This window comes from Roseiarcus fermentans (genome assembly GCF_003315135.1).
GTDB classification, from domain to species: domain Bacteria; phylum Pseudomonadota; class Alphaproteobacteria; order Rhizobiales; family Beijerinckiaceae; genus Roseiarcus; species Roseiarcus fermentans.
In genome coordinates this window covers 73,131-96,598 of record NZ_QNRK01000006.1, presented here as the reverse complement: position 1 = coordinate 96,598, position 23,468 = coordinate 73,131, and the positions used below count along the sequence as shown (strand labels likewise).

The window sequence follows — 23,468 nt, the reverse complement described above, 5'->3', positions numbered from 1 at the left end:
CGCCAGGCGGCGCGCCCCAGGCGGACAAGGCCGAAAACGGAATCGCGCGCCCCGTGACGCACGCCTGCGCGATCACGCTCTTGCGCGCTTGCTTGCGCGAGCCGCGCATCCGCCGGGCCTCAGCCCGGCCGGCGCCGTCGGCCATCCTTCGGCTGGTCCCCCTACCCTGCTCGGAGGCCATATCCGCCGGCGTCGAAAGCGGATCGGGGCCGCAGGCGCGGACGGCGCGCTTCGGAAGGCTGCCCGCAGCGCTCGGGAACGCGCGCGGCGCCGGCCTTCGAAACCGACGATCCCGGCGCCTTGGCGGGGTCGACATCATCCCTTGACCGCACCCGCGGTCAGGCCCGCCACGATATAGCGCTGCGCCACCAGGAACATCAGAATCGCCGGCAGAATCGTCAGGGTGATGAAGGCGAGCACGAGTTGCCACGAGGTCGAATACTGACCCTGATAGGCCATGAGGCCGAGCGTCCAAGGATAGCGGGATTCGCTGTTGAAGACGACGAGCGGCAGCAAATAGCCGTTCCAGCTGGCGACGAAGGAAATGACCGCGACCGTCGACAGGATCGGACCCGAGAGCGGCAAGGTGATGAAGAAGAAATAGCGGAAGTATCCACAGCCGTCCATCATCGCCGCGTCGAGAAGTTCCGCCGGCAACTGCCGGAAGGCATTGCGCAGCAGCAGCACGCCCATGGCGAGGGAGAAGGCGACCTGCGGCAGCACCACGCCGAGATAGGAGTCGAGCAGCCCGAGATCGCGGACCGTGATGAAGAGCGGCAAGATCGCGGTGGCGAGAGGAAACAGCAGCCCGAGCTGAAGATAGCTCAGGAGAAACCGGTCGCCGAAGAACTTGAGATGCGCGAAGGCGAAGGCGGCCATGGACGACAGCGCCAGCGTCAGCGCCACGGTCAGCAGCGCGATGAGCAGCGAGTTTCCGAGCACCTGCCAGTAGCGGACGCTGGCGAGGATGTCCCAGTAGTTCGCCCAGATCCAGGACTGCGGCAGGTTGAACGGATGGGTTTGCAGGTCGCCGAGCGCCTTGAATCCGTTGAGCGCGGTGGCTGCGATCGGCGCCAGCACCGCGCCGGCGATGACGATCAACGCCGCGAACAGGACGATCCCGGCGAGCGGGCGCCGGTCTCCGGCGGGCGTATCCAGGGTCGCGCCGAGCGGCGGGGCGATCGGGCTTGCTTCAGTCATCGCGCATGAAAATCCGTCGGTAGCCGAACGCGAAGGTGACGCAGATGATGAACAGGACCACGCCGACCGCCGAGCCGAAGCCGACGCGCATGCGGGTAATGCCGAAGTAGTAGAGGAAGGACACCATCGTGTTCGTCGTCTCGAACGGTCCGCCCCCGGTCAGCGGCACGATGACGTCGAAGAGTTGCAGCGCGCCGACGACCGAAAAGAAGATCGACAGCCGGATCATCGGTCCGAGCAGCGGCAGGGTGATGTGCCAGAAGCGCTGAAAGGCGCTCGCGCCATCCATCTCCGCCGCTTCGAGGAGCGACTTGTCGATGCTCTGGAGTCCGGCGACGTAGAGCATCATATGGAAGCCGAAGTACTTCCACAGGGTGACGATCAGCACCGCGCTGAACGCCCAGGTCTTGTCGGCGAGCAGGTAGTAGGGGGCGATCCCGAGCGCGCCGGTGACCAGGGACGGCAGCCCGAAGCCGCCGTCGAACATGAAGCGCCAGATCAGCCCGGCCGCCACGTCGGCAAGGATATAGGGCAGGAAGAAGATCATCCGGAACCAGGCGGCGCCGACGATGCGGCCCGCCACCATCATGGCGATCCCGAGCGCCAGCGGGAGCTGGACCAGAAGGGAGACCGCGATGATGAGTCCGTTGTTGACCAGAGACCGCAGGAAGGTCGCGTTGCCGAACAGCTGCTGATAGTTCTTGAGCCCGACGAACTTTTCCGGCCGGCCGTAGCCGTTCCAGTTGAAGAAGCCGTACCAGGCCGCTTCCGTCATCGGAAGGGCGACGAAGACGGTGAAGATCAGCAGCGCCGGCGGCAGGAAGACCACCAGCGTCGTCCAGCCGTTCGCCGACATGCGGCGGACGGGCTCGACATAGGCCGGATCAGCCGCCGACACGAACGACCCCGGATGGGAGGGAAAGACGGTCCCGCCGGCATGCGGCGGGGCCCGCGACTGCGCTTCGTCCGCGCACGACTATTGCTGGTCGGCCGCTTCCTGAATCGCGGCGGCTGCGGCTTCGGGCGTCATCTCGCCGGCCGCCACCGCCACCGACACGTCGTTGATCACGCGCCCGACCGAGGGGCCGAGGTCCTGGTCGAAAAAGTTCTGATGATAGGTCGTCGCCGCGAGGTCGCTTGCGAGGCGCTTGAACAGCGGATTGGTGAACGAGGCGTCGGCCCCCTTGACGACTGGAATGTAGGCGGCGCTCGCCGCGGCCTCCTTGGCGTATTTTTCCTGGCTGAAGAACTTCAGGAAATCGACGGCTTCCGGGGGCGCGGACTTGCTGACCAGCCAGCCGTTGATTCCGCCGAGCGTGTCGGTCGCCTTGCCTTTGCCGCCCGCAACGACGGGGAAGGACAAAATGCCGATGTCCTCTTCCGGCAGGCCCTTGCCGCTCGCCGAATTCGGCGCCTGCATGCCGAGCAGCCACTGGCCCATGAGGTCCATGGCCGCCTTGCCGTCGCCGAAGATCCCGGAGGACTGGGCGTGCGAGGTCTGGAGGTAGCCGGGCTGGAAGGGCTCGAGCGCGGCGAGTTCGCGCAGGCGCTTGCCGGCGTCGACGAAAGCCGGGCTCTTGAAACCGCCGTCCTTGCCCGCCTTCGCGTCGGTCAGCGCATGCTCGCCGCCGAGGCGCATCACGAGGTAGGAATAATAGAAGTGCATCGGCCACTTCTCGCCGGCCCCGACTGCGATCGGAGTGATCCCGGCGGCCTTGAGCTTCTTGACCGCAGCGAGAAAATCGTCCCAGCTCTTGATGTCTTCGGCCTTGACGCCGGCTTTTTCAAATAGCTTCTTGTTGTAGTAGAAGACGACCTCGCCCTGCTCGAACGGCACGCCGACGACCTTGCCGTCGACCTTGAAGGCGTCGACCGCGGTCGGCGACAGGGTCTGGTCGACCGTCGCGACGTCGGCGGTGATGTCCTTCAGGAAGCCGGCCTTGTCTTGCGCCTGCATGACGCCGCCGGCCCAGCTGTAGAACAGGTCCGGGCGCGAGTCGGACTGCAGCATCGTCGGCAGCTTGGCCTTGAAGGCCTCGTTCTCGAGGTACTTCATCTGCACGTTCACGCCCTTGTGGGACGCGTTGTAATCGGCCGCGATCTTTTCCCAGAGCCCTCTTTGCGCCGGGTTTTCGCTGACATGGAGGACGGTGACGTTGGTGTCGGCGAATGCGGGGGCGCTGAATGCGGCGATGCACGCGGCCACGAACAGGGACTTGCGCAAGGTCATAAGTTCCTCCCGAAAATTGTAAAACTCGGCTTCCAGCTTTTGTCCGAGATGCAAACTAAATCTGTCTCGTCTCCCTGCGCCTGTCAAGCGATCGGGCTCCGGATTTTCGCGGAACGGCCGGTTGCATCGCCGTCTCGCCGTGAAGTGAGCCGTTGACAGGGAAGGAGCCGAGGAATTAATTCCGGTTACCAAGTAATTCGAGGGAACGCCCGCTTCGCGATGAAGACCGCCGATCCTGAACTCATGCGCGCGATCAACCGCTTCCATGTGATGGACGCGATCCGCCGCTTCGGACCGGTGTCCCGGGTCGAAATCACCGAATTCACCGCCCTCAGCCCGACGACCGTCTCGGCGATCACGGCGGCGCTGCTCGACGACCGCCTGATCATTCCCGAGCATGTCGGCGCCGTGCGCGATCTGGGACGCGGCCGGCCGCGCGTCATGCTCAGGCTGAACCCGGAGGCGGCTCATGTCGTCGGGGTGAAGCTCGCTTCCGACCAGATCACGGTGGCGGTCGCCAACTTCTGCGGCGAGATTCTTCACTCGCTCGCCCTTCCGGTGCGCATCGACCGGCAGACGGCGACGGTCATCGCCGATCTGGTCGAGGACGGCGTCCGTCGATGCGTCAGCGACGCCGGTCTCGAACTCTCGGGCGTGTCGGGGATTTGCGTCGGCCTGCCCGGCGTCGTCGAGCGCGCCGCGGGGATCTGCCGGCAGAGCCCGGTCCTCCAGGAGCGCGACGTCCCCTTCGGCGCCGACCTCGCGGCGCGGCTCGGGACGCCGGCTTCGATCGACAGCGACGTCAATCTCGCGGCGCTCGCGGAACACTGGTTCGGCCAGGCGCGCGGCCTCAACGACTTCCTCGTGGTCAATGTCGAGCGGAGCCTCGGTCTCGGGATCCTGCACAACGGCGAACTCTTTCGCGGCGCGAACGGCCTCAGCCCCGACCTCGGCGACTTCATGCTGCGTGCGCCCGGCGAAGGCGGCGGCCGCCTCGCGGACGTGGCGTCCGAGACGGCGGTGCTCGCCGACGCCGAGCCCTTTCTCAAAGGGGTCGCCGGCGACGTTCCGGCGCGGCCCGACCGCGCCATGGCCGCGCTCATCCGGCGCGCCGAAGCCGGCGACGGGGATTGCGCGCGGGTGCTCGCCAGGGCCGGCGAATCGCTCGGCTTCGCCATCGCCAATCTCATCACGCTGTTCGCGCCCCCAAAGGTGATCGTGTCGGGGCGCGCGATGACGGCGAGCGACTGTTTCATCCATCCGCTCCGGGCGGCGGTCGCGGCCTCGCTGCCCGCGAGCCTGGCCGACGTCTCCGACATCGTGGTGCGCGAGTGGAGCGATCGGATCTGGGTTCAGGGCGCGGCGGCGATGACGCTACGCGACCTCTATGGCGCCCCGTGGGGGACGACGGGGCCCGCCCCGCCCGCCCGGGGGATCGGGGCAGCGCAGGCGGGAGGATCGGCATGACCAGAGTGAGCGTCGGCGTCATCGGCTGCGGCAACATCAGCGCCGCCTATCTCAAGGCGGCCAAGGCCTTTCCGATCCTCGACATCGCCGCCCTCGCCGACGCCGTTCCGGCGGCCGCGGAGGCGCGGTCGGCCGAGTTCGGCGTCCCGGCGCGGACGGTCGAGGACGTTCTGGCCGATCCGGCGATCGAGGTCATCCTCAATCTGACTGTGCCGAAGGCGCATGTGGAGGTCGGCCTCAGAGCGATCGCAGCGGGCAAGCACGTCCATTCGGAGAAGCCGCTCGGCGTGGCGCTCGACGAAGCCCGACGGCTGCTCGAAGCGGCCAGGACGAGCGGTCTGCGCCTCGGGTGCGCGCCGGACACGTTTCTCGGCGGCGCCCACCAGACCGCGCGCCAGTGCCTGGATGAAGGGCTCATCGGCCGGCCGGTCGGCGGGACGGCGTTCTTCATGTGCCCGGGCCACGAACGCTGGCATCCGAACCCCGGCTTCTACTATCTCGAGGGCGGCGGCCCGATGCTCGACATGGGCCCTTACTACGTCACCGATCTCGTCAACCTGCTCGGACCTGTGGCGAGCGTCGCCGGCGTCGCGACCCGCACGCGCGCCGAACGGGTCGTCTCGAGCGAGCCGCTCAAGGGCGCGCGCCTGCCGGTCGAGATTGCGACGCACGTGACCGGCGTGCTCACCTTCGCCAGCGGGGCGGCGGTCTCGATGACGATGAGCTTCGACGTCGCGCGCCACCGGCACGTTCCGATCGAGCTCTACGGGGAGGCCGGGACGCTGATCGTCCCCGACCCCAATTATTTCGGCGGGCGGGTCGAGTTCGCCAGCGCTTCGGAAGACTGGCGCGAGGTCCCGACCCGGCACGCCTATGCGGACGGCAACCACCGCATTCTGGGTCTCGCCGACATGGCGCAGGCGATCCGGACCGGCCGGCCGCACCGCGCGAGCGGCGACCTCGCGTTCCATGTTCTCGAAGTGATGCAGGCGTTCCAGACGTCGTCGGATACGGGCGCGTCGGTCCCGATCGCCTCGCGCCCGGAGCGGCCGGCGCCCATGCCTGCGTCGCTGACGACGGGCGAACTGGACTGAAGCGCGGCCGGACCGGCCGTCGAGGCCGGGCCTTGCGCGCGCCCAATCAAGGAAGGAAAGCCACATGCGGGAAGCGCTGATCGTCTGGGGCGGCTGGAGCGGACACGAGCCCGAGAAAGGCGCCGAGATCGTCGCCGGCATGCTGCAGGAGAGCGGGTTCAAGGTCTATGTCGAGAATACGACCGAGGCCTTCGCCGATCCGGGCATCGCCGAGATGAGCCTGATCGTGCCGATCGTCACGATGTCGAAGATCGAGAAGGAAGAGGTCGAGAACCTGACCGCGGCGGTGCGCGGCGGCGTCGGGCTCGCGGGATACCACGGCGGCATGGGCGACGCCTTCCGCGACAGCGTCGACTACCAGTTCATGTGCGGCGGCCAGTGGGTCGCCCATCCCGGCGGCGTCATCGACTATCGCGTCGACGTCACCCGGCCCGACGACCCCATCATGCAGGGGATCGCGAGCTTCCCCTATCGGTCCGAGCAATATTACATGCACGTCGATCCTTCGAACGAGGTGCTCGCCACCACGACGTTCTCGGGCGAGCACGCGCCCTGGATCAAGGGCGTCGTCATGCCGGTGGTGTGGAAGCGCAGGCATGGCGAGGGACGCGTCTTCTACAGCTCGCTCGGACATGTCGCGGCGGAATTCGAGACGCCCGAGATGCGCGAGATTTTCCGCCGCGGCATGATATGGGCCGCGCGGTGAGCGCGACGATCCGCAACCCGATCCTGCCTGGCTTCAACCCGGACCCGTCGATCTGCCGGGTCGGCGAGGACTACTACATCGCGACCTCCACTTTCGAGTGGTATCCGGGCGTGCAGATCCACCACTCGCGCGACCTCGTGACCTGGCGGCTGGTCGGGCGGCCGCTCGATCGCGCCTCGCTGCTCGATCTCCGGGGCGAGCCGGATTCCTGCGGCGTCTGGGCGCCTTGCCTCTCCCATGCGGACGGAAAGTTCTGGCTCGTCTACACCGACGTCAAACGGCTCGACGGCAATTTCAAGGACGCGCACAACTACATCGTCACCGCGCCCGCGATCGAAGGGCCCTGGTCGGAGCGCGCTTATGTCAATTCGAGCGGCTTCGACCCCTCGTTGTTTCACGACGACGACGGCCTCAAGTGGTTCGTCAACATGCTCTGGAACCATCGCGATCCGGCCGGCGCGCGTCTGCGGCATCCGGCCTTTTTCGGCATCGCGTTGCAGGAATGGGACGCGCAGGCCGGTCGGCTCATCGGCGAGGCCAAGACCATTTTCACCGGCAGCCCGCATGGTCTGGTCGAAGGTCCGCATCTCCACAAGCGCAAGGGCTGGTACTATCTGACGACCGCCGAAGGCGGGACCGGCTACGACCACGCGGTCACGATGGCGCGTTCGCGCCGCCTCGACGGTCCGTACGAACTCCACCCCAACGTCCATCTGATCACATCGAAGGACGCGCCCGCCGCGCCGCTTCAGCGCGCGGGGCACGGGCAGATCGTCGAGACGCCGGACGGGCAGGTCTATCACACCCACCTCTGCTCGCGGCCGCTTCCCGGCCAGAGTCGATCGCCGCTCGGGCGCGAGACGGCCATCCAGAAATGCGTGTGGGGCGATGACGACTGGCTTTATCTCGCCGACGGCGGCCAGGTTCCCTCCGTCGCCGTTCCGCCGCCGTTCGCGACGCCGGCGGCGCCGGCGCGGGCGCGGGAGCGGAGCGTGTTGTCTCCCGATCGTCTTCCCCCGGATTTCCAGTGGCTTCGAACGCCGCATCCCGAGCGGATTTTTTCGCTCGCGGCGCGACCCGGTTGGCTTCGCCTGATCGGCCGGGAATCGATCGGCTCCTGGTTCGAGCAGGCGCTGGTCGCCCGCCGCCAGGAGCACTTCGTCTATCGCGCCGAGGTCGAACTCGATTTCGAGCCGCGGACCTTTCAGCAGGCCGCCGGACTGACCGCCTACTACAACCGATACAAGTTTCATGCCCTCGCCGTCGGCTGGAGCGAGACAGCGGGCCGGTCGCTGACGATTCTGAGCTGCGCCGGCGACTATCCGGAGGGTCGCCTGACATTTCCATTGCCGGCTTCGGTCGCTGTCGGGGAAGGGCCGATCAGGCTCGCCGTCTCCGTCGATCACGCCCGGCTGCAATTCGCCTACGCGCTCTCCGATGGGGTCTGGCGCGATATCGGCCCGGCGCTCGACGCTTCTCTCCTCTCGGACGAGGCGGGCGGCGGAGAGCATCGCTCCTTCACCGGCGCCTTCGTCGGCATGTTCGCGTTCGACACGTCGGGCGGCGCCGCGCATGCCGACTTCAGGGACTTCGACTACGAAGGCGCCGACGACGACTGACGCGCCGGCCGTCCCAGCTGCTCGCTTCAGTCTGATCGGCGGCCCCGGCTTGCGCCGGGGCGGGACCGCCAGCGCGAACCAACAGTCCGCGCCGGCCTGTCCTCGTCTTACGCGGGCTCGACCGCTGCGGCGAACGTCGGGTAGTCGGTGTAACCGGCTTCGCCGCCGCCGTAGAAGGTGGCGCGGTCGAATGCGTTCAGCTCCGCGCCGCGGCGCAGGCGCTCGACGAGGTCCGGGTTCGAGATGAACCAGCGGCCGAAGGCGACGAGGTCGGCGCGGCCGTCGCGCACGGCTTCGATCGCGCTGTCGCGGTCGTAGCCGTTGTTGGCGATGTAGGCGCCCGAGAAGGCGCGCCGGAGCGCGGCGTAGTCGAACGACGCGTAGTCGCGCGGCCCCTGGATCTGGCCCTCGACGACGTGGATGTAGCCGATCTTCCGCTCGCTCAGTTTTTCCACGAGCGCGCCGAACAGCGCCTGCGGATTCGAATCCGCGATGTCGTTGGCCGGACTCACCGGCGCCATGCGGATGCCGATGCGCGACGACGGCCAGACCCGGGCGATCGCGTCGACGACTTCGAGGGCGAAGCGGATGCGGTTCTCGATGCTGCCGCCGTAGATGTCCTCGCGCTTGTTCGAGCCGTCGCGCAGGAACTGGTCGACCAGATAGCCGTTGGCGCCGTGAATCTCGACGCCGTCGAAGCCCGCGGCCTTGGCGTTGGCGGCGGCGCGGCCGAAATCGGCGACGACGCGCTTGACCTCCTCCGTCTCGAGCGCGCGAGGCATGGACGTCTCGGCGAAGCCGCCCTCGATGAAGGTCTTGGTCCGGGCGATGATCGCAGACGGCGCGACCGGCGCCTTGCCGCCCTCCTGCAGCGAGACGTGCGACACGCGGCCGACGTGCCAGAGCTGGATGAAGATGCGGCCGCCGGCCGCGTGAACGGCGCCGGTCACCTTGCGCCAGCCCTCGACCTGGGCCTCGGTATAGACGCCCGGCGTCCACAGGTACCCCTGCCCTTCGCGGCTGACCTGCGAGCCCTCGCTGACGAGGAGGCCGGCGCTGGCGCGCTGCACGTAGTAGCGGGCGTTGAGCTCGCGCGGCGCGTCCGTGCCGGGCGTAGCGCGGTTGCGGGTCAGCGGCGCCATGACGACGCGGTTCTTCAGCTCGAGATCGCCGAGACGGAACGGCGCGAGCAGCGGTGACGAATCGAGCGACATGAATAAATCCCCAGCTCTTCTTGAATGTGTCAGCCCGGAAGGTCCAGTAGACCAGCCTCGCCGGACTCGAGGCCGAACAACAGGCGCGCGCCGCGCGCGTCCCAGCACAGCGCGCCGACCGGACCTCCGCCCGGACGGCGCACCAGAATTTCCGCTGCGTCGGCGAGCCGGCAGAGCAGCACCATCCCGTCGGCGTAGCCGATGGCGAGCACCAGCGCTCTTGGGTGGAAAGCGACCCGGGTCACGCGCGCCTCGCGCACGCCGCATTCCCGCGGCGCCTTGCCCATCGGGCCGTCCTTGTCCTTGAACGGCCAGACCACCGACGCCTCCGCGCCCGAGGTGGCGAGCCAGTTTCCGTCGTGCGACCAGGCGAGCGAGCGCGTCTTGCCTGGATAGCCGGTCATCCGCATGTTGCGCGAATCGACGAGCCGCCAGCCGTGCAACGCGTTCTCCTGCATGGAGGTGACGAGGAACCGGCCGTCGGGCGAGAAGGTCGCGTCGAGATGCGCGCCCTTCCACTCGAGCGTCTGCGGCGCGCCCTCGACCTTGGGAAACCAGAGCGTCGCGCCGTTGTAATGGGTCGCGGCCAGACGGTAGCCCTTCGGCTGGAAGGCGAGGCCGCGCACGCTCGACGGCGCGGCCCACGTCCTCACCACGCCCGCTTCGTCCCGGGCCATGACGGCCTTGCCCGCGCTCCAGGCGACGCTCTCGCCGCGCAGCGCGAGCGCGTCGATCCAGCGGCCCTTTTCGTCGGCGATCTGCCGGGCGACGCCGTCGGCGCCGACCGCGACCACCCGCCCGTCGTCGCCGCCGGTGGCGAGCGTTGCTCCGTCGCACACCGTAACCAGAATGGCCGCCCCGGGATGGACGGCGATCCGCTTCGCATCATCCGGCTCGCCGAGGCGCACGACGCCGTCGGCGAGCGCGAGCGCCGGCTGGTCGCCGAGAAACGCCGCGGCGACGGCCTCGCCGCCCGCGTCGAAGGCGCGCACGTGCTGCGCGAGCGAGGTCGTGGCCTGGCCGTCGGTCATCGCGAACTCTCCGGCGGTCACGCCGCGCAGGCGAGGAAGCCGGCGCGAATGGCCTCCTCCTCGAGATTGCGGCCGATGAACACGACTTTGGACTCGCGCTTCTCGTCCGCCCGCCACGCCCGCTGCGAGTCGCCGTCGAGCATCATGTGCACGCCCTGGAAGACGAAGCGCTTGGGATCGTTCTTCATCGCCACGATGCCCTTGCAGCGCAGGATGTTCGGCCCCTGCTCCTGGGTGACGCGGTTGATCCAGGGCATGAACTTCGCCGGATCGACGTCGCCGTCGAGCCGGATCGACACCGACTGCATGTCCTCGTCGTGGTAGTGCTTCAGACCGTGATGCTCGTGCGCGTGGCCGTGATCATGGTCATGGTCATGGTCCTCGGCGACGAGGAAGTCCGGTTCGATGTCGAGGATGCGGTCGAGGTCGAAGGCGCGCCTCTCCAGCACGTCGGCGAGCGCGACATCGCAGTTCTGCGCGCGGTGCAGTGTGGCGTAGGGGTTGATCGCCCGGATGCGCGCCTCGACCTCGCGCAGTTCGGCGGGGCTGACGAGGTCGATCTTGTTGATGACGATGACGTCGGCGAAGGCGATCTGGTTCTTGGCCTCCGGCGCGTCGCGCAGCCGGTGGGCGAGCCACCTGGCGTCGGCGACGGTGACGACCGCGTCGAGCCGCGCGACCTTCTGCACGTCCTCGTCGACGAAAAACGTCTGCGCCACCGGCGCCGGGTCGGCGAGGCCGGTCGTCTCGACGATGATCGCGTCGAACTTGCCCTTGCGCCGCATCAGCCCCTCGATGATGCGGATCAGGTCGCCGCGCACGGTGCAGCAGATGCAGCCGTTGTTCATCTCGAACACTTCCTCGTCCGCGCCGACAACGAGTTCGTTGTCGATGCCGATCTCGCCGAACTCGTTGACCACCACGGCGTAGCGCTTGCCGTGCGGCTCGCTGAGGATGCGGTTGAGCAGCGTCGTCTTGCCGGCGCCGAGGTAGCCGGTGAGGACCGTGACCGGAATCTTGTCGCCTTCGCGGGCTTCGCTCACGCGTTCGTCTCCTCATGGAAATCGGGATCAGCCGTCATATAGGCAGGACGCCCGCGCAGCGGTAGAGGGGCCCTCACCAGCGGCTCCAGCCCCAGCCGACCCCGACGTACGGACCGCCCCAGCGCACGACCGGCGGGGGCGGCGCGACCACCACCGGCGCCGTGACGACGAACGATGACGGCGGGGGCGCAAAGCCGACCGTCGGCGGAAGCGCTCCCTGCGCCACGGCGAAGGCCGGGAAGAAACCATAGAGACCGCGCCAGGAGCCGTAGCACCAGGCGCCGCCGCAGCTCTGAATGTCGACCTCGGCGTTTACCGGAACGGTCTGGACGATCGGGGAATACGGGTTCGCCGCCCTGCGCATGACGGAGGGCGCGACAGTGAGCGCGGGATCGGCCAGGGACGGCGCGGCCACGACGGCGACCAGCCCGGCGGCGAGAAGAAGGGGGCGCATGATCTCTCACTCCTTCTGGTTCAGGGTTTTTCGCGGACTTGGGGCGGACGGCCGTCAATACCGGCTGGACAGAACTGCGTCCAGCCGTCGGCGCGGCGCCCTCCCGGCGCCCGAACGCCACGTCCCTTCGGGCCGCCGCTGGTTGCGCAGACAACGACGCAGGTCACGATTGTTTGTCGGCCGCGATCGCGGTAATCGATTGTTCGAGCAGGACCTCGTCGGGTCGGCGGCCATTGGGGAAGGAACGGCCGGACGCCGGGGACTGCGCCGACCGGGTGAAGCAGGACGGGCCATTGAACGCGCATCAGCCGACCGTTCTCATCGTCGAAGACGTCCCCGCGCTCGCAGCGAGCTACTCTGCGTTTCTGAGCCGCGAACCGGTTTTCGTCCACACTGTCAGCAACGGCGCGGAGGCGCTCGCCTATCTGGAACGGCGCCCGGTCGCCGTGGCGGTGCTCGACGTCCACCTCCCGGACATGAACGGCCTGGAAATCCTGCACCGTATCCGCGCGATGGGCGCGCCGGCGGACGTGATCGTGATCACCGCCGAGGGGTCGGTCAAGCTCGCCGTCGAGGCCATGCGCGAGGGCGCTTTCGACTTCATCGTCAAGCCGTTCTCGAAGGACCGGCTGGTCGTGACGGTGAGGAACGCGCTCGAGCACCGACGCCTGAGCGATCGTCTCGAGGAAGTCGTCGAACAGAGCGGCGAGGGTCCCCCGGGACGGCTGATCGGACAGTCGCTCGCGATGCAGGTCGTCTATCGCATCCTGCGGAGCGCCGCCCCGACCAACGCGACCGTGTTCATCACCGGCGAATCGGGCGTCGGCAAGGAATTGTGCGCCGAGGCCCTGCACAAGCTCAGCAAGCGGAAGGACGGACCGTTCGTCCCGGTCAATTGCGCCGCCATTCCCAAGGACCTGATGGAGAGCGAGATCTTCGGCCACGTCAAGGGCGCCTTCACGGGCGCCTCGAGCGACCGCAAGGGCGCTGCGCTTCTGGCGGACGGCGGCACCCTTTTCCTGGACGAAATCGGGGAAATGGATCTCGGCATGCAGACGAAGCTCCTGCGCTTCCTGCAGGAGAAGACCGTCCAGCGCGTGGGCGAGGACAACTTGCGGCGCGCCGACGTGCGGATCGTATGCGCGACCAACCGGGACCCGCAGGCGGAGGTCATGGCTGGCCGCTTCCGCGAGGACCTCTTCTATCGCCTGCATGTGGTCCCGCTCGAACTGCCGCCGCTTCGCGAGCGCGACGGCGACGTCCTGCTTCTCTCGCGGCACTTCCTCGAGCTCTTCGCCAAGGAAGACGGGAAGGCGCTGAGGGCGTTCTCGCCCGAGGCCGAAGCGGTCATGCTCGCCTACCCCTGGCCCGGCAATGTCCGGCAGCTCCAGAACGTGATCCGTTCGATGGTCGTGCTGAACGACGGCGACGTCGTGACCCTGGACATGCTGCCAAAGACGATGTGGAGCCGCCATGCGACCCCGCCTGCGCCGGCGCCGCAGGCGGTCCAGGCGCCTCCCCAGGCGCCGCCTCCGGCGACCCCGCTCGCGGCGGCTGAGATCCGACCGCTCGAGGACGTGATTCGCTGCGCGATCGAGGGCGCGATCGATGCTTGCGGAGGGTCGATTCCGCGCGCCGCCGCAGCCCTTCAGGTCAGCCCCTCGACCATCTACCGCCGGGTCGAAGGCTGGCGGACCGGCGAACTCCCGAAGTAGGGATCCGGGGCGGCGTCAGGGCGACGCCGGCTCGATCCTCGGCACGAACGCCAGCACCGGCAGTCCCGACGCCTCCTCGAAGTCCTTCACCCGGCGCAGCCGGGGATCGAGCACCTCGAAGACGGTCGCGAGCCCGGCGCCGAAGACGACGCCGCCGACGAGCCCGCCGATCACGAACAGGATCCCCGGCGGGGTGACGGGAGCGGTCGGGTCCGCCGGGGCGTCGATGATCTTGACCCATTCCTGCCCCTGGTCGCGGGAGAGCGAACCCGCGAGGCGCGCGATGTCGTAGCGCTTGGCGAGCATGTCGTGCTGTTCGCGGGCGGACGCCACGCCTCGCTCGAGCTCCTCCTGCTGCTGCTCGATCGGGCCGAATTCCGTGATGCTGCCGCGCAGCTGTTCGACCGACGCCTGGAGTTCCTCCACCTCCCTGCGCAGCGCGGCCCGCCTCGTGTCCGCCTCCTGGATCGCCTTCATCTGCTCCAACAGAAGCGGCGCGTTGACCCTGTCGCCCGTCGTCGCGACGCCAGCGGCGAGATTCCAGAGCTGCTGCATGTCGGCGCCCTTTTCCGGCCTCTGGATGGCGAGCAATGCGGCGCGTTCCTGCTGCAGGCGGGCGAGCTTGCGATCGGCGGCCTGCACCTCGGAATGCTCGTCGGTGTAACGGGCGCGCAGCGCCGCGAGTTCGCTCGATGTCTGCACGATCGCCTCTTCCAGACGGCCGACGACCGGATTGAGCGTCGCGACGCGCTTGCTCAGGTCTTCGAAGGCGGCGTCGGCGGTCGAGAGTTCGATCCGCTTTTGCTCGAGATTCTGCTGCATGCCGGCGAGCCGCTGGATGTTCGCCCCGTACAGGGCGGGCAATTTTTCCGCGTTCTGGCGCCTGAACTCGGAGACCTTATCCTCGGCGTTCCTCAGCTCTTCCGCACTCTGGTCGAGCTGCCTGCGGAGGAAGCTCTCGCTGCTGTCCACCGAGCCGCTGGCGGGCTGGACGACGCGCTCGATGAAGCGCTTGCCGACAGCCGCGAGCGTCTTGCCGAGCCCGTCCGGGTGCGGGCCGCGAACCTTCAGCTCGATCAGTTCGTTACCGATCAGGTTCGACGTCAGCGCCCTGCTCAGATTGCCGACCTGGACGTTCACCGTGTTCGCGTCGGCCGACGGCTTGATCTGGCCCATGTCCTTCAACACGTCGACCAGGACGAACCGGCTGGTCAGGAGCGCCTGAAGCGAAGGCATCCGGTCCTTGAGGTCCGCTCCGATGGCGATGTCCGTCATCAGCGGATTGAGCTTCGCCGGCTCCTGGACCAGGATCGTCATGCGCGATTCGTAGGACCTCGGCGCCACCACGGCGGCGACCGCGCCCAGAATGGGCATGACGACGATCGGGATGGCGATCAGATACCTGCGCCGCCAGGCGGCGCTGATCGCCATCGGGATGAGTTCGGAAAGCGTGCGGCTCATTGAGCGGCTCCCGCGGCGTTGTGGATCGCCCGCTCGACGGCCGGCGTGCGGGCCATGTCGGGGGCCGGGACGACGGCGGCGAGCCCCCCGAACGCGTCCGCGTCCGCGGCCGTCGGCGGCTGCCGCTTCTCCGGAAGTTTCCCGCCGTCCGCCTGCGCCGGGGCGTCCGGCGCGCCGCCGCTGAGTTCCCTCATCCGGCGCATGATGGCTTCCGGAGACACGGCCCTCGCGGGCGCGGCGACCGGCTGCTGCGCCTCGGCCGCCGGCGCCTGCGGCGGTCGATGCGACAGCGCCTGAAGGCGCGCGAGAATGTCCCGCGACCGGTCGTCCTGCAGGCTCCCCGCGGGGGCGCCGGGGTTGCCGGAAAGCTGGCGGAGACGCCTCATCACCTCTTCCGGCGGCAGGGCGTCCGACGCCGCGCCAGGTGAGGACGGGCCGTCGAGCCTGTGGGTGGCGGTCGGGTTCGATTGCATCGCGAGCATGGCGAGGTCGACCTGCACCGGCCGCGTGGTCGCGCCGGGGTCGGCGAAGGCCAGCGCGCGGGCCTTGGCCACCATCTCTCTCGTGTGTTCGTCCAGCGCCAGGGCCGGCGCGTCCGGGGCGGCGGCGGACGCGCGGCTGTCCGCAGCGGCGGAGAGGTCGGCCGCAGCGGTCCGGTCCGTCACGCAGCCGGCGAGGGCCTGACAGGCGGCGAGGCCGAGGACGATTCGCAAAACGCCATGGCCTGCAGTCCGCGAAGTTTGCAGGACCCGACGATGTATTCGCACCACGACAATTCTGACCGCGACCATCGCCGGCTCCGGAGGTTCCGGCGTATTTACTTCAAACGACGTGCCAGGGACATGATCGAATCGCGAATCGAGCCGGCGCGGGCGGCGCCGTCGCTCGACGCAGAGGCCCAGTCGACCGGCATGTCGCGCACGATCCCGGCCAGCAGCGCCTTCGCCTGCGGCTCCGGCCGGCCGGCGAGCCACTGCAGCCAGCGCTGGTCCACCAGCCCTTCGGCCATCTCGATCAGCGCGTCGTCGATGTCCTGGTTCAGCGCGCAAACCTCGGGCATCGGCGGGAAGACCTGCACGTCGCCCTCGCGACCATCGGTCGGGTCGTAAGGATCGGCTGTCGGCATCCGGGCGTGCCACTGGACATAGCGCGAGGCGCCGGTGCGCCAAAGCCAGACGCCGGCTGTGAAACGCGGCGCCCCGGTGTTGTACAGCCAGGCTTCGCGGCCGGAGGCCTCGAGCTGCGCGATGGTCCCGACGTCGATCCCGAAGCCCGGATTGACGATCGCGACATCGACGACGTCGAGATACTTCCGGTCGGCCGGGTTGTTGAACTGGCCGCCGAGCCGGACCTCCGGCGAGATCGCGTGAAGCCGGGCGGAGGTCGCAGCCGCCGCAACCGCGCCGCCGCCGAAATTGCTCGGCTCGTCGAAAAGTCCCCACACCGGCGCGGGCAGGCCCGCGGCCTTCAGCGCCGCCATCGCGGTCTTGAGATCTTCAGCGGCGGCGTCGCCGCCCTCGCCCCAGAGCATGCGCGTGAACGCCTGGTAGGCGAGCCACGGCGAGGCGACGCCAGCGGTGTCCGCGCGGCGCGTATCGTCGAGAAACGTCGCCAGACCTTCGCGATTGGGGGGCGCGAGGCCCGGCGCGTCGCCGAGGACGCCGAAACGGGCGAGCGTGGCGAGGTCGCAGCCGAGTTGCCGTCCTCGGTCGGCGCGGGTCGCCGCGAACCAGGTCAGGTGCGGCGCCTCCTCGAGATAGAACCCTGCCGGGCTCGCGGGTTCCGGAAGATCGACCGGCAGCACCTCGACCTCGATCGGCACGGCGACTGTCTTGCCGGCATCGAGCGTGATCGCGCCGCGGTAAAGGCCCGGCTTCGCGTCCTTCGGCGCGCTCGCCCAGGCCACGTAGCGTCGGGGTTCGGCGGCGGAAATGGCGAGGGAGCCGGGATCGCCGCGCAGCAGCCGGTCGGTCCGAACCAGAAGGTTCGAGTCGGCGCCGGTGCGGTCGAGCCGCCGCTGGGCGGCGTAGAGATCGAGGTTCAGCGTGTCTCCGCCGAGTTCCGGCGTTCGGATCGACACGGCCGGGCGGCCGTGGACGCCCGGCCCGCCGACCGCGAAGGCGACCCTCACGCCAGTCCCGGGCGCGACCGCCACCCGCAACGGCGCGCCGGAGCCCGCGCCGTCGAAGACCGGCGCGGGCTCGGCCGATCGCGTCGGCATGACCGGAAAGGTCTCGATCATCCATTGGCGGCGCGCGGCCTGAACCGCTTCGAGCGCGGACGTTCGTCCGGCGGGTTCGATGACGACCGCGGACAGGAACGTCGACGCCGCGCCGTCGCCGGCGAGTTCGATTTCGACGCCGTCGCTGCCGACGTCGACGTCGGTCGAGACGAGCCCGCCGCGGGCGCGCCCAAATGCCGTCCAGGCGTCGTCCCCGGCGTCGGCCTCGCGGTCCCGGCCGGCCAGATAGCGCCGGTCGATCCATTGCTGGGGAGTGAGTTGATCGTAGACCACGTCCTGGCCGTTCACGCGCACCCGGCGCTGAAGCGGGTGCGGCAGGGTCTCCCATTCGCCCGGGTCCTCGAGCCACAGCGAGACGCGGGCATGGCCCTGGGGCCAGGCGAGGCGAAGGCGCTCCACGTCGACGATCCCGTTGGCGATGACCGGATCGGGCGAGGGTCGTCGGACCGCGACCGGATGGCGGCCGGCGATGCGCGGGTCGTCCGGCGTCATCCGCACGAGCCCGCCGATCAGCGGCGCGTCGGCGGCGCCGAGGCTGTAGCCGACCGCCCCCTCCGGCAGTTTCGCAGCTGGCTCGACGGCGAACGTATCGATCTTGACGCGGCCGGTCCTGTTCGGCTCGAACAGCATGAGCCGGCGAATGTCGCGGGCGTCGAGGACACGGTATCCGTTGGACGTCTTCTGTCCGGACAGCGGGTAGCGCCAGGCGAACGGACCCGGCGGGAACAGCCGCTCCTCGTTGACGCGACTCGGGTAGCCGGTCGAATGCCCGTCCTCGACGCGAAGGACGAGGCCGGCGGGCGCTTCGCCGAGGACCTCGCCGCGGACGACGAGCGCTTCGCCGGGCTCCGCCACGATCGGCGCGGCGGGGCGGACGTCGATCGGCGGCTCGCCTCCGGCGGGCGCCCAGTTTTCCGCGCGGGCCGGCGCACAGGCGAGCGCGACCCAGACGCCGAGCGCCAACGCCGCTGTCACGGCTCTCACAGGGCCTCCATCAAGGCGCCGACCTCGCGGGCCCGCGCATCCCAGCCTTCGTCGGCCACCCGCGCCCGGCGGCGGACGGAGTCGCCCCTGTCGCCGGCGGCGAGGCGGATCGCGTCGCCAAAGCGCGCCGGATCGGCGGCGGAGCGAATGAAATTCGCGTAGGGAGCCAGCGACGGGTAATTGTAGTCGATGGCCGCAATCGGCGTCCCCGCGGCGAGATATTCGCGCAATTTCAGCGGATTGCCGGCGCGGATCATGGCCGAGTCGCGATACGGCAGCAGCGACACGTCCCAATGCTGGCTGTAGGACGGCAGCATGGAGTTCGGGCGCGACCCGAGCAGGCGAACGTTGGGCAGGGCCTCGAGCGCGGAGACGTCGACCTTGGCGTCTCCGATCAGGACGAACGTCCAGTCGGGCATGGCCGCGGCCGTGCGCGCGAGGCTCTCGACGTCGATCCACTCGGCGATCGAGCCGTAGTAGCCTGCGATCCGCCCCGAGCGGGGCAGGTCGGCGGCGCGCGGCGCGGGGGTGGAAAACCGATCGAGGTCGACGCCGTGCGGCAGGAACACGGTTCGATCCGCGGGGAATTTCGCAACGAGCGCTTCGCTCGCGGCGAGGACGAGGTCGGCGCGCGCCACAAGGTCGCGCTCCATGGCGCTGACCGGCTCGTGATCGACGCCGGGAAGGGCGGCGAAGTCGTCGCCCACATAATAGACGACAGGGCCTTCTCCGAGTGCGCCGAGCAGCGGAGCAGCGGTCGGCAGGGAGGTCCACAGGATCGGTCGCCTCAGGCCGCGCTCGGCCATTTTGCGTCGCACCTGGCCGCCGAGCGCGATGCGGTTGAAGCTCGCCGCGAGACGGCTGCCTGGCCATGACAGGGCGATCGGGCTGACGACCGTCAGCCTTTCCGGCCTGTCGACCGCGGGCTCGCCCCCGGGCTGGCGCGGCCCAACGAGGCCCCGGACCTTGGCTGCGGCGCGCGACAGGTCGCGGCGATCGAACCGCGGGCGGCGCATGCCGATCGAGTTGATCCACAGCACGTCCCGATCGCGCGCGAGGCGGCCGACGATGTGCTGCGTCGAGCTCGGCAGTCCGCCCCAGTCTTCGGCGAACGCGACGATGGCGCGCGACATTGCGAGCTACTCCTCGAGCTTGCGGATGACTTTGGCGGGAACGCCGGCGGCGAGGACGCCCGGCGGAAGGTCCTTGGTGACGACGCTGCCCGCGGCCACGATCGTTCCCTTGCCGATGGTCACGCCGGCCGAGACGGTGGCGCCGGTGCCGAGCCACACGTCGTCCTCGAGAACGATGTCGCCGATCTGGTCCTCGGTGTCGGGCAGCCCGGCCGCCCTGGCCTTCGCGTCGATCGGATGGCCGGGGTAGCCGGCGAGAAAGGCGCGTCCCGAGATGCGGACGTTGTCGCCGAGCCGGATCGTCCGGCCGACGGCGAGGGTCGTCTGCCATCCGATGCCGCAGTTCCTGCCCATGATGAATTCCGGCGGCTTCGGCCCGTTGGCGCGGCCGGTGATCGTGACCGCGCCCAGGATGTGGCAATGGTCGCCGATGGTGATCCGCACCGGGCCCAGAACCAGCGGGATGGCCTCGAGGTAGAGCCGCGTCGCGGGCTTCGTCAGCCGCGTCTGGAACAGCGGCGTCCACCAGAGGATGCGTTTCGCGCCGAGCCAGGCGGATCGCGTCGCCACCATGCCCGCGTAGAGCGCATGATGCAGACCCGGGATGACCGGCATGGAGAAGTCCCGGGTGGCGAGTACGGTCCGATAGATCATGTCGGACACGGGGTTGTTGCGCTGTTTGACCCAGCGCCGCAGGGCGAACGTCGTGCTCATTCCACAGTCACCGATTTTGCGAGGTTGCGGGGGCGGTCGATGTCGAGGCCGCGGGCGACTGCGACATAGTAGGCCAGGAACTGCAGGGGAACCGCGGCCACGATCGGCTGGATCAGCTCGTCGCAGCTCGGCAGCGTCAGCGAGGCGCTGGCGATGTCGGAGAGCGCCAGCAGCGCCTTGCGGTCGCCGAGGAGGATGATCCTGCCGTTGCGGGCCGCGATCTCGCGGAGGTTCGAGGCGAGCTTCGGAAAGAGATCGCCCGACGGCGCGAGCGCGACGATCGGCGTCTTGTCGTCGACGAGCGCGATCGGGCCGTGCTTCAGTTCGCCGGCGGCGAAACCCTCGGCATGGATGTAGGAGATCTCCTTGAGCTTCAGCGCGCCTTCCATCGCCAGCGGATAGAGCGCTCCGCGGCCGACGAACAGCGCGCTCTGCGCCTTGGCCAGCGACTCCGCGACCGCTACGATCGCCGACTCGTTGTGCAGCGCGGCTTCGATCGCCTTCGGCGCGGCGACCAGGGCGGTCCTCAGCCGCTTGGCCGCGGCGCGATGGCCGCGCTGGTCGGCGGCGTGAGCGACGAGCCGCGCCAGAACCAGGAGCTGGGCCAGGAAGGCCTTGGTAGAGGCCACCCCGATCTCCTTGCCGGCGAGCAGGGGCAGGAAGAAGTCGGCCTCGCGCGCCAGCGTCGAGCCCTGCTGGTTGACGATGCCGACCGTCGGAACCCGCAGCCCCTTGAGCTTGTCCAGCGACGCCAGGGTGTCGGCGGTCTCGCCGGACTGGGAGACCAGGATCGCCGCCTCTCTCAGTCCGTCGGCGACGACGGGCTCGTAGCGATGCTCCGAGGCCAACTCGACGTCGGCCGAGAGCCCGGCGACTTCCGCGAACCATCGCCTGGCGACCTGGCAGGCGTAGTAGGAGGTGCCGCAGGCGATCATGCGGATGCGGTCGATCCGGTTGAAGTCGAGCGTGACCTGTTCGGCGATGAAGTCGCCGGCGTCGTATCGACTCTCGATGGCGCGGGCGACCCCGGGCTGATCGTGGATTTCCTTCAGCATGTAATGCGGATAGCCGCCCTTGTCGAAGTCGTTCCCGACCGCCTCGACCGTCATGCGCGGACGGGTTACGGCGCGGCCGCTCTTGTCGAACACGGCGATGGCGTCGCGGCGCAGCTCGACCTGGTCGCCGTCGTCGAGCACGATCGCTTCGTCGGCGAAGCCGGCGAGCGCGGAAATGTCGGAGGAGAGATAGCCGCCCAGCGGCCCGAGCGCGGCGACCAGCGGGCTCCCGTGGCGCTTGGCGTGCAGCACGTCGCCGTCGGCCTCCGTCAGCACCGCGACCGCGTACGAACCCTCGAGATCGTCGCTGAGCGAACGGACCGCGTTCGCCGCGCCGGCGCCGCCGGCGACCGCCCGCGAGATCAGCCAGGGAATGACCTCGCTGTCGGTCTCGCTCAGGAAACTGCAACCCTGCCGCTTCAGCCGCCGGCGCAACTCGCCGTGGTTCTCGACGATCCCGTTATGGACGACGGCGACGCCGTCGGCCATGTGCGGATGCGAATTGGCTTCGCTCGGCGAGCCGTGCGTCGCCCAGCGCGTATGGGCGATGCCGATGCAGCCGGGGAACGCCTCGGAGTCCATCCGGCTCTCGAGCTCCGTGACCTTGCCGACGGCGCACACCCGCTTCAGCTTGTGATCGTCGAGCATCGCGATGCCCGCCGAGTCGTAGCCGCGATATTCCAGTCGCTTCAGCCCCTCGAGCAGGATGTGGGCGACAGGCTTGTCGCTAACCGCTGCAAATATCCCACACATCGTCTCGAGATCCCTGGTCATTCCGTTGGACTGGGTCCCGCAACCGCCGTGCCATGCGAAAGCGCCCGAAAATACCGCGAAGCCGGGCCAGTCGGGGCTGGCCTCGGTTCGAATTCGCGCGTTGCGATGCGCGGGCGTCGCGCCTTGCGAATTGGCGACGGCTGCTGTCATCGCCGGCGGGCGAGGAGGCTTCCCGAAACGCGAAGAGCCCGCGTCGCCCCGCGAGTCCTGTCCCTTCCGTTTCGCGCCGGAGCCAGCGCGCCCGTCATTCAAGATCGCGCCGAGACAGCGCCCGTCACGATGCGGCGCTACGTCCAACGGCTTTGGCCGCGGCGGCTTCCGACCGCGCCGGCGCCCTGCCCGGCGAGGCGTCCCAGAGCCAGCCGAGCCCGAACCGATCGAGTCCGGCCGCGAGCGCGAGCGCGCCCGCCGTCGAACCGGCCACAGCGACCGGCAGGCCGAGGGCCGGCGGCAGCAGCGCCGCCGCGACGCAGACCACCTTGATGAGGAACGGCGCGTGCAGGAGATAGATTTCCATCGTGCGCCGGCCGAGCCACTCCGGCGGCTGCGCGAGGCGCGCGGGCATGGCGACCGCAAGCGCCCAGAGGACGAGCACGGCGCTGGTCTGGAAGCCCATGGCCGCCGCGCGCCCCTCCGTCGCGACGCCGGCGGCGGCCAGCAGCACGGCAGGAACGATCGCGGCCGGCAGCGAGAAACGCGCCGGCGCCTCGGCGAGCGCCCAGCCGACCGCGGCGAAACAGAGCCCGGTCGCACCCGCCAGCAGCGGATCGACGCCGACCGCGGGAACCGGCAGACGCGGCTCGAGAAACACCCGCCAGCCGACCATGAGAAGGATCGCGAGGCCTGTCGCCCGGATCGGCGAGCCGGCCGCGAGGCGGTGGAGACGCGGCGTGACCAGCCGGACGATCATGAGCGCAGGAAGAAAGTAGAGCCCCTCGGCGGCGGCCCCATGCCAGATCGCCATAACCAGGGCGCCCGCGCTGTTGACCTGCACCGGCGCGCCCCCCGCGACGCCGAGCGCCTGCGTGACGAGGCGCAAGGCGAGATAAACAAGCGAGAACACGAGCCAGGGCGCGAGGAGCCTGCGCGCCGAGGCCGACAGGAACGCGATCTCGGCGGCCGAGGACATCGCCTGGCGACGCCGCTTTCCGTACAGCCAGCCGTCGGCGAGGAAGAACGCCGGAACCGCGGTCTGATGCACGACGAACCAGACCGCCGGCCAGGCGCCTCCGGTCGGGATTCTCAGATAGGAGAACGCATGGATGGCGACGACGAAGAGAATCGCCACGCCCCTGAGCCGGTCCGGTTCCGGAAACCTCACGTGCTTCACCC

The 23,468-nt window shown here is 69.2% G+C and carries 19 protein-coding genes; 5 read left to right on the top strand and 14 right to left on the bottom strand.

Going from position 1 to position 23,468, the window contains the following annotated elements; translation table 11 throughout:
* Nucleotides 1-315 precede the first annotated feature (315 nt).
* The 3 genes from DFR50_RS06815 to DFR50_RS06805 all read right to left on the bottom strand — a co-directional run bounded on the left by DFR50_RS06815 (nucleotide 316) and on the right by DFR50_RS06805 (nucleotide 3,430).
* On the bottom strand, nucleotides 316-1,200 hold the full coding sequence (locus DFR50_RS06815) for a carbohydrate ABC transporter permease (RefSeq protein WP_113888448.1): 885 nt from the start codon (nucleotides 1,198-1,200) through the stop codon (nucleotides 316-318).
* Nucleotides 1,193-2,056 carry a carbohydrate ABC transporter permease gene (locus DFR50_RS06810; protein ID WP_113888447.1) on the bottom strand — a complete coding sequence of 288 codons (864 nt, stop codon included), beginning with the start codon at nucleotides 2,054-2,056 and terminating at the stop codon, nucleotides 1,193-1,195. The genes DFR50_RS06815 and DFR50_RS06810 overlap by 8 nt, the downstream gene beginning before the upstream one ends.
* Nucleotides 2,057-2,176: 120 nt before the next feature.
* Nucleotides 2,177-3,430, bottom strand: a complete 1,254-nt coding sequence (locus DFR50_RS06805; RefSeq protein WP_113888562.1) for an extracellular solute-binding protein — start codon at nucleotides 3,428-3,430, stop codon at nucleotides 2,177-2,179.
* Nucleotides 3,431-3,649: 219 nt separating this feature from the next.
* Between DFR50_RS06805 and DFR50_RS06800 the strand changes: the two genes are divergently transcribed.
* From DFR50_RS06800 to DFR50_RS06785, 4 genes are all read left to right on the top strand, one after another.
* Nucleotides 3,650-4,897, top strand: coding sequence for an ROK family transcriptional regulator (locus DFR50_RS06800; RefSeq protein WP_113888446.1), 1,248 nt, complete (start codon nucleotides 3,650-3,652; stop codon nucleotides 4,895-4,897).
* The gene (locus tag DFR50_RS06795; RefSeq protein WP_113888445.1) at nucleotides 4,894-5,991 is read left to right on the top strand and encodes a Gfo/Idh/MocA family protein; all 1,098 of its coding nucleotides are present in this window, start codon (nucleotides 4,894-4,896) and stop codon (nucleotides 5,989-5,991) included. Before DFR50_RS06800 ends, DFR50_RS06795 begins: the two co-directional genes overlap by 4 nt.
* 64 nt (nucleotides 5,992-6,055) lie before the next feature.
* Nucleotides 6,056-6,697, top strand: coding sequence for a ThuA domain-containing protein (locus DFR50_RS06790; RefSeq protein ID WP_113888444.1), 642 nt, complete (start codon nucleotides 6,056-6,058; stop codon nucleotides 6,695-6,697).
* Nucleotides 6,694-8,316: a glycoside hydrolase family 43 protein gene (locus DFR50_RS06785; RefSeq protein WP_113888561.1), complete on the top strand. Its 1,623-nt coding sequence runs from the start codon at nucleotides 6,694-6,696 to the stop codon at nucleotides 8,314-8,316. The genes DFR50_RS06790 and DFR50_RS06785 overlap by 4 nt, the downstream gene beginning before the upstream one ends.
* A 107-nt stretch (nucleotides 8,317-8,423) precedes the next feature.
* Here the strand turns inward: DFR50_RS06785 and DFR50_RS06780 are convergent, their stop codons facing one another.
* The 4 genes from DFR50_RS06780 to DFR50_RS06765 form a co-directional block, all read right to left on the bottom strand.
* Nucleotides 8,424-9,530 (bottom strand): alkene reductase, encoded by a 1,107-nt coding sequence (locus tag DFR50_RS06780; protein WP_113888443.1) that lies wholly within the window; start codon nucleotides 9,528-9,530, stop codon nucleotides 8,424-8,426.
* A 29-nt stretch (nucleotides 9,531-9,559) separates the two neighbouring features.
* Nucleotides 9,560-10,561, bottom strand: coding sequence for a WD40 repeat domain-containing protein (locus DFR50_RS06775; RefSeq protein WP_113888560.1), 1,002 nt, complete (start codon nucleotides 10,559-10,561; stop codon nucleotides 9,560-9,562).
* 17 nt (nucleotides 10,562-10,578) lie between these two features.
* Entirely contained in the window at nucleotides 10,579-11,604 is a 1,026-nt protein-coding gene (locus DFR50_RS06770; protein ID WP_113888442.1) for a CobW family GTP-binding protein, read from the bottom strand.
* A 73-nt stretch (nucleotides 11,605-11,677) separates the two neighbouring features.
* Nucleotides 11,678-12,058 (bottom strand): hypothetical protein, encoded by a 381-nt coding sequence (locus DFR50_RS06765; RefSeq protein ID WP_113888441.1) that lies wholly within the window; start codon nucleotides 12,056-12,058, stop codon nucleotides 11,678-11,680.
* A gap of 293 nt (nucleotides 12,059-12,351) precedes the next feature.
* Here DFR50_RS06765 and DFR50_RS06760 point away from each other — a divergent pair, with 293 nt between their 5' ends.
* Nucleotides 12,352-13,773 carry a sigma-54-dependent transcriptional regulator gene (locus DFR50_RS06760; RefSeq protein WP_113888559.1) on the top strand — a complete coding sequence of 474 codons (1,422 nt, stop codon included), beginning with the start codon at nucleotides 12,352-12,354 and terminating at the stop codon, nucleotides 13,771-13,773.
* Nucleotides 13,774-13,788: 15 nt separating this feature from the next.
* Here DFR50_RS06760 and DFR50_RS06755 read toward each other — a convergent pair whose 3' ends face one another.
* The 7 genes from DFR50_RS06755 to DFR50_RS06725 all read right to left on the bottom strand — a co-directional run bounded on the left by DFR50_RS06755 (nucleotide 13,789) and on the right by DFR50_RS06725 (nucleotide 23,466).
* Nucleotides 13,789-15,234, bottom strand: coding sequence for a GumC family protein (locus DFR50_RS06755; protein WP_113888440.1), 1,446 nt, complete (start codon nucleotides 15,232-15,234; stop codon nucleotides 13,789-13,791).
* Nucleotides 15,231-15,947, bottom strand: a complete 717-nt coding sequence (locus DFR50_RS06750; RefSeq protein ID WP_113888439.1) for a hypothetical protein — start codon at nucleotides 15,945-15,947, stop codon at nucleotides 15,231-15,233. Before DFR50_RS06750 ends, DFR50_RS06755 begins: the two co-directional genes overlap by 4 nt.
* Before the next feature lie 104 nt (nucleotides 15,948-16,051).
* The gene (locus tag DFR50_RS06745) at nucleotides 16,052-18,460 is read right to left on the bottom strand and encodes a hypothetical protein (protein ID WP_147262670.1); all 2,409 of its coding nucleotides are present in this window, start codon (nucleotides 18,458-18,460) and stop codon (nucleotides 16,052-16,054) included.
* Nucleotides 18,457-19,593: a glycosyltransferase gene (locus DFR50_RS06740; protein WP_113888437.1), complete on the bottom strand. Its 1,137-nt coding sequence runs from the start codon at nucleotides 19,591-19,593 to the stop codon at nucleotides 18,457-18,459. Before DFR50_RS06740 ends, DFR50_RS06745 begins: the two co-directional genes overlap by 4 nt.
* A 6-nt stretch (nucleotides 19,594-19,599) precedes the next feature.
* The gene (locus DFR50_RS06735) at nucleotides 19,600-20,307 is read right to left on the bottom strand and encodes an acyltransferase (RefSeq protein ID WP_113888436.1); all 708 of its coding nucleotides are present in this window, start codon (nucleotides 20,305-20,307) and stop codon (nucleotides 19,600-19,602) included.
* A complete protein-coding gene (gene glmS, locus DFR50_RS06730; RefSeq protein WP_245427398.1) occupies nucleotides 20,304-22,136 on the bottom strand; it encodes a glutamine--fructose-6-phosphate transaminase (isomerizing) in 1,833 nt (610 codons plus the stop codon). The genes DFR50_RS06735 and glmS overlap by 4 nt, the downstream gene beginning before the upstream one ends.
* Before the next feature lie 274 nt (nucleotides 22,137-22,410).
* Nucleotides 22,411-23,466 carry an acyltransferase family protein gene (locus tag DFR50_RS06725; protein WP_170153087.1) on the bottom strand — a complete coding sequence of 352 codons (1,056 nt, stop codon included), beginning with the start codon at nucleotides 23,464-23,466 and terminating at the stop codon, nucleotides 22,411-22,413.
* Nucleotides 23,467-23,468: the final 2 nt, after the last annotated feature.

Bases quoted from the DNA above. Each gene is read 5' to 3' on its own strand.
- DFR50_RS06805 (WP_113888562.1), bottom strand. From the start codon at position 3,430: ATGACCTTGCGCAAGTCCCTGTTCGTGGCCGCGTGCATCGCCGCATTC.
- DFR50_RS06790 (WP_113888444.1), top strand. From the start codon at position 6,056: ATGCGGGAAGCGCTGATCGTCTGGGGCGGCTGGAGCGGACACGAGCCC.
- DFR50_RS06740 (WP_113888437.1), bottom strand. From the start codon at position 19,593: ATGTCGCGCGCCATCGTCGCGTTCGCCGAAGACTGGGGCGGACTGCCG.
- DFR50_RS06765 (WP_113888441.1), bottom strand. From the start codon at position 12,058: ATGCGCCCCCTTCTTCTCGCCGCCGGGCTGGTCGCCGTCGTGGCCGCG.
- glmS (WP_245427398.1), bottom strand. From the start codon at position 22,136: ATGACCAGGGATCTCGAGACGATGTGTGGGATATTTGCAGCGGTTAGC.
- DFR50_RS06780 (WP_113888443.1), bottom strand. From the start codon at position 9,530: ATGTCGCTCGATTCGTCACCGCTGCTCGCGCCGTTCCGTCTCGGCGAT.
- DFR50_RS06775 (WP_113888560.1), bottom strand. From the start codon at position 10,561: ATGACCGACGGCCAGGCCACGACCTCGCTCGCGCAGCACGTGCGCGCC.
- DFR50_RS06810 (WP_113888447.1), bottom strand. From the start codon at position 2,056: ATGTCGGCGAACGGCTGGACGACGCTGGTGGTCTTCCTGCCGCCGGCG.
- DFR50_RS06815 (WP_113888448.1), bottom strand. From the start codon at position 1,200: ATGACTGAAGCAAGCCCGATCGCCCCGCCGCTCGGCGCGACCCTGGAT.
- DFR50_RS06800 (WP_113888446.1), top strand. From the start codon at position 3,650: ATGAAGACCGCCGATCCTGAACTCATGCGCGCGATCAACCGCTTCCAT.
- DFR50_RS06755 (WP_113888440.1), bottom strand. From the start codon at position 15,234: ATGAGCCGCACGCTTTCCGAACTCATCCCGATGGCGATCAGCGCCGCC.
- DFR50_RS06795 (WP_113888445.1), top strand. From the start codon at position 4,894: ATGACCAGAGTGAGCGTCGGCGTCATCGGCTGCGGCAACATCAGCGCC.
- DFR50_RS06735 (WP_113888436.1), bottom strand. From the start codon at position 20,307: ATGAGCACGACGTTCGCCCTGCGGCGCTGGGTCAAACAGCGCAACAAC.